Consider the following 4851-nt stretch of genomic DNA (forward strand, 5'->3'; position numbering starts at 1 on the left):
CGGGGGGCGCGCCGGCGCGGCGGCGGCCGTACCGCCCGCGGCGACCAGCCCCAGTGCGGCGCCGAGCCCGAGGACCCCGCGTCGCGTCAGCTCCGTGCCGGGCACGGTGTCCCGGCGGAGGGTCCGAGGGGGCTCGGTGCCGTACGGGTCGGTGTTCAGCCCGCGTGGGGCCGACTGGTCAGACATGGGTGCACTCCCGGCGCGACTTGTTCGCGCGTGCGTGGTGGATGGTCGCGGCGCGCAGCACGCCGAAGGGGTGTGCGGCAGCAGACTGCCGGACAACTCGCCACATATTGCACCTATTCGGACACGGCAACCAGTACCGACACCACCGCCGTCCGCCCGTTCACACGGGACCGGACCGGCCCGTCCGGCCTCTCCGGCCCCCTGACTCACTTGACCCACCCGACCCACTCGTTTCCCACCGGTCACGACGGGACGGCGACCGGGCGATCCGGCGGAAAACCCGACAATCAGGTGTGAGTCCCACGGGAGGGGGTAGTCGCCCGGTATCACCTCCGATCGTGGGAAGGAGGTCCGTGAGAGCGCACCTACTCGCAATGCCCGGGCCGCTTCCACCGACACGAAGCGGCCCGGCCCGTCAGCGCGGGGGCAGCCGGTGGAGCTCCACCTCCGTGAGCCGGCCCCCGGTGACCGCGGCGGTCATGTAAGTGCAGTGGGGCTGTCGGCGGCGGTCCGTCGGCGATCCCGGGTTGAGCAGGCGAAGTCCCGTGGGAGCGGTGGTGTCCCACGGGATGTGACTGTGCCCGAACACCAGCACGTCAACCCCGGGGAAGCGCGCGGCGCACCGTTTCTCCCGCCCCTGCGCCGGACCCGTCTCGTGGACCACGCCGAAGCGCAGCCCGCCGAGATCCGCGTACGCGGTCTCCGGCAGCCGGGCCCGCAACTCGGGCCCGTCGTTGTTGCCGTACACGCCGACCAGCCGCCGGCTGCGGCTCTCCAGGAGATCGAGGGTGGCGGTGTCGACCCAGTCCCCCGCGTGGAACACGACGTCCACACGCGGGAGTTCGTCCAGCAGCGGCGCGGGGAGCCGCTTGGCGCGCTTCGGCAGGTGGGTGTCGGAGGTCAGGAGCAGTCGCACGAACGGCAGACTAGGCGGCGCCGTACCCGCGGTGGGACGCCACGCCCCCAGTGACCCGGCGAGCACGCCGATCGGCGGGTGCGGGAGGGCCGGCACGGCGGCTCCCGGCCGCGGGGCGAAGCGGGGAACGCGGCGGCCGTGGCACTACGATCGGGCGACGCGCACCAAGCCCGCACGTGCGACGGCGAGAGACCCGAAGGGCCCAGATCCAGATGCCGGTCAAGGTCAGCGTCATCATTCCCGTGTACAACCCGGGGATCCACATCGAGGACTGCGTCTCCTCGCTGCGGCGGCAGTCGCTGCCGCCCGACGAGTACGAGGCGATCTTCGTCGACGACGGCTCCACCGACGGGACACCGGCCCGGCTCGACCGGCTCGCCGCCGAGGACCCCCGGATGCGGGTGATCCACCAGGAGAACTCCGGCTGGCCGGGCAAGCCCCGCAACGTGGGGATCGACGCCGCGCGGGGCGAGTTCGTGATGTTCGTCGACAACGACGACCATCTCGGCGACGAGGCCCTGGAGCGGATGTACGCGTACGGCGTGGCCCACGGCGCCGATGTCGTCGTGGGGAAGATGGCCGGCAGGAACCGCGGGGTGCCGGTGGAGTTGTTCCGCCGCAACCATCCGCGGGCGACGGTCGAGAACGCCCCGCTGATCGACAGCCTCACCCCGCACAAGATGTTCCGCCGGGAGTTCCTCGACCGTATCGGGCTGCGCTTCCCGGAGGGACGGCGGCGCCTGGAGGACCACGTCTTCGTCACCGAGGCGTATCTGCGCGCGGACAACGTGTCCGTGCTCAGCGACTACGTCTGCTACTACCACATCAGACGCGACGACGCCTCCAACGCCGGCTTCCAGCGCTTCGATCCCGTGGGGTACTTCGGCAATCTGCGGGAGGCACTCGACGTCGTCGAGCGGTACACCGAGCCGGGTGCGGTGCGGGACCGGCTGTTCCGGCGCTGGCTGCGGGTGGAGATGGTGGAGCGGCTGCGGGGCCGGCGGCTGCTGGGACTGCCGGACGACTACCGCAGGGAGCTGTTCGCGGAGATCCACAAAGTGGTCGTCGAGCGGTTCGGCCCGGGTGTCCCGGCCGGGTTGCAGCCGACGCAGCAGGTCGTCGCCGCGCTGGCCGAGGCCGACCGGTACGACGACGTGGTGGCCTTCGCCGAATGGGAGGCCGGAGTCGCGCCGACGGCGGCGCCCGTGGGCGTGGAGTGGCTGAACGGCTCGCTGCGCATCGGTTTCACCGCCGAGTACACCTCCGCCCGCGAGCCGATGACCTTTCCCGCGGACGCCGCCCGCACCCCACTGGCCGACACCCCGAAGAACGTGGAGGAGGCGGTGGCGTGGGTCGGTGCTCAGACCGCGGCCCGCTTCGAACAGGCCACCGCGGACCTGCTGCTGCGTGAACGGTCCAGCTCCGCCCAGTACTTCCAGCCCGTGGAGTTCACCCGGGAGACGGTTCCCGTCGACGACGGTGAGCGGGTGCGGCTGGTGCTGCGGGCGACCGCGACCGTCGACCCCGCGGAGCTGCCGGGCGACGGGGTCTGGGACGCCGTCGTGCGGGTGAGGCTCGGCGGCTGGACCAAGGAGTGCCGGCTCGGCCCCGCCCCGCGCGCCACGCGCCCCGAGCCGTGCGCGGCCGTGACCGGCCGTCGCGCGGTCCTGCCGTACTGGACCGAGCCGCACGGGAATCTCTCGCTGGACACGGGAGTCAAGGGCAGGCGGCTCGGCCTGGGTGATACGCGGCGGCCGGACGTCACCGTCTCCGGAACCCGGCTGAGCGCCCGGATCCCGCTGCACGCGGCCGGGGACGCCCGGGTGGGACTCAGGTTCACCGCTTCCGGCAGGACGCTGCACGCGTCCGGCACGCTCACCGGTGGGACGGACGGGCCGGGCTCCCTGCTGGAGGCCACGCTGCCCGCCCTGCTCCCCCGGGGGATCTGGCGGGTCGCCCTGAGCCCGGACCCCGATGCCGCGCGACCCGCCTGGAGCGGGCTGCCGTTCTCGCTGTGCGCCGTCGGCGGCCGGATGCCGGTGGTGTCCCTGTCCCGCCCCAAGACGGTGCGGAAACTGGCACGGGGGGTGCGGCGCGTGCTCGGCGCCGCCCGTACGAAGGTGGCTCCCGTGATCAGCGGAAGGCGGTGACGGGGCGCGGGCGCCGGAGTCCGAAGGGGCCCGGTTCCTCACGTCCGGGCCCTCCTGGACGAGCCGGTCCGGCTCGACGAGGACACCCGGCGCACGGCGGCTCCTCACCGAAAGCCTCGGACACGCCTTCATGGCGCTCGGCGTCGCCCGGACCGGGAACGGTGACCCATGACGGCCCGCGGCCCGGTCCGGACGGCGACGTCGTGAGGAACCGCACCTCCGCACGGATCCGGTGGATCCGGCGTACGGCGGCCACGGGGGCGGGCCCCGTCGTGGGGCCGCCCCGCGCCACTGACCCGCTTCGGCGTCAGGACTTGGCGTAACGCTGCTTCAGCGCGCTGCGCTTGTTGGAGCCCTCGGCGTTCTTGCCCTTCTCGATGATCACCAGGTTGTGGTAGAAGTGCACGCCGACCACGTTGCGGTCCGTGTAGGTCGGCTCGTAGCTCTCGTCCACGAACTCCTCGTAGTTCAGCCCGTCCGTCAGACGCTTCAGCAACCCCATGCTGGTGTCCTTCGCGTCGAGGTCCTCGCTGCCCATCCATTCGGGCCAGTACGACGACTGCGTGTCCTCGACGGCGTAGATGCCACCGTCCTTGAGCAGGGGGAAGAGCGTCTCGAACGTCGTGATCACGTGCGGGCTGCGGTGGCTGCCGTCGTCGATGATGACGTCGATCTCGCCGATCTTTTCGGCGATGGCGTTCAGGGAATCGGGGTCGGACTGGTCACCGATGAAGGTCGTGATGCGGTCCTCGTCGACAAACGACTTGTCTTGGATGTCCATTCCGAAGATCTGCGCGTTAGGGAAGAATGCCTTCCACATACGCAGCGACGCCCCGCCCTGACCGGCCCGGTTGTACCCGCCGATCCCGATTTCCAGAAGGTTGAACTTCTCGTTCTTCAGGTGCTGGAGATGGCGCTGGTAGTGCCGCGTGTAACGGTGCGTCCCCCATTTGTCCGTCTTGAAGTGCACAGCCAGTTTGCTGAGGTCGTGGGAGATCGCATCCAGCCCGGTCGGCTTGGCCGGCGCGACCGGCCTGCCCGTGATCTGTCGCTTCAACTGGCGCAGAACCCGCACGTTCTTCTCGCCCAACGCGGACTTCACCATTGGCCTGATCGACATCGCGAGACGTTCCTTTCACTGGGACAGCTCTTTGCGGATGAGGGAGAGTGCTGCGGGCCGCGGGAGGACCGCACCGGTGGCGGACCGTACGTGCCCGCCGTCGCCGGGGCGGACCCCGAGACCGGCGGTGTGCTCGGTGACGTCCGTGCTCCGGGTGGGCTGCCCGCGCCGGCCGTCGAGGACGTCGACGGTGGGGCGGCGGGGTTCGGGACCGATCATCGTCCGCACGAAGTTAGTGCCGTGGAGCCCGTGGGGCCAAGGGGTACGCGCCACCGCGCTCGCCCCGGGCGGCTCCGCCAACACGGCCCGCCCGCCGACGGGTTCGGAGCAGCCGTGGGAGGTGCGCGGGTCGGCGGGGGGTCCTCCGGGGAGGGGGTGGCGCGTTCCTCGTCGGTCTCGGCGCCGCCGACGGCCGGGTACGCGGCGCGGTCGGCCACGAGGCGGGGGCGGTGACCGAGCTCGTCGCCGGCCTCGGTCCG

Annotated in this window: 5 protein-coding genes; 1 reads left to right on the forward strand and 4 read right to left on the reverse strand. The window is 71.7% G+C overall.

What is annotated here, in order from left to right; all coding sequences use genetic code 11:
- The coding region (locus B7767_RS16190) for a hypothetical protein (protein WP_143652491.1) at positions 1 to 186 on the reverse strand (186 nt) is incomplete at its 3' end.
- A 415-nt stretch (positions 187 to 601) separates the two neighbouring features.
- Positions 602 to 1102: a metallophosphoesterase gene (locus tag B7767_RS16195; RefSeq protein ID WP_085572809.1), complete on the reverse strand. Its 501-nt coding sequence runs from the start codon at positions 1100 to 1102 to the stop codon at positions 602 to 604.
- A gap of 212 nt (positions 1103 to 1314) precedes the next feature.
- Between B7767_RS16195 and B7767_RS16200 the strand changes: the two genes are divergently transcribed.
- Entirely contained in the window at positions 1315 to 3252 is a 1938-nt protein-coding gene (locus tag B7767_RS16200) for a glycosyltransferase (RefSeq protein ID WP_085572810.1), read from the forward strand.
- 307 nt (positions 3253 to 3559) lie between these two features.
- Here the strand turns inward: B7767_RS16200 and B7767_RS16205 are convergent, their stop codons facing one another.
- Positions 3560 to 4372 carry a class I SAM-dependent methyltransferase gene (locus B7767_RS16205; RefSeq protein WP_085572811.1) on the reverse strand — a complete coding sequence of 271 codons (813 nt, stop codon included), beginning with the start codon at positions 4370 to 4372 and terminating at the stop codon, positions 3560 to 3562.
- Positions 4373 to 4387: 15 nt separating this feature from the next.
- Positions 4388 to 4851, reverse strand: a 464-nt coding sequence (locus tag B7767_RS49315; protein WP_143652494.1) for a sugar nucleotide-binding protein, incomplete at its 5' end; no start/stop codon positions are given.

Origin of the sequence: Streptomyces sp. 13-12-16 (assembly GCF_002114215.1) — a bacterium.
GTDB lineage: Bacteria > Actinomycetota > Actinomycetes > Streptomycetales > Streptomycetaceae > Streptomyces.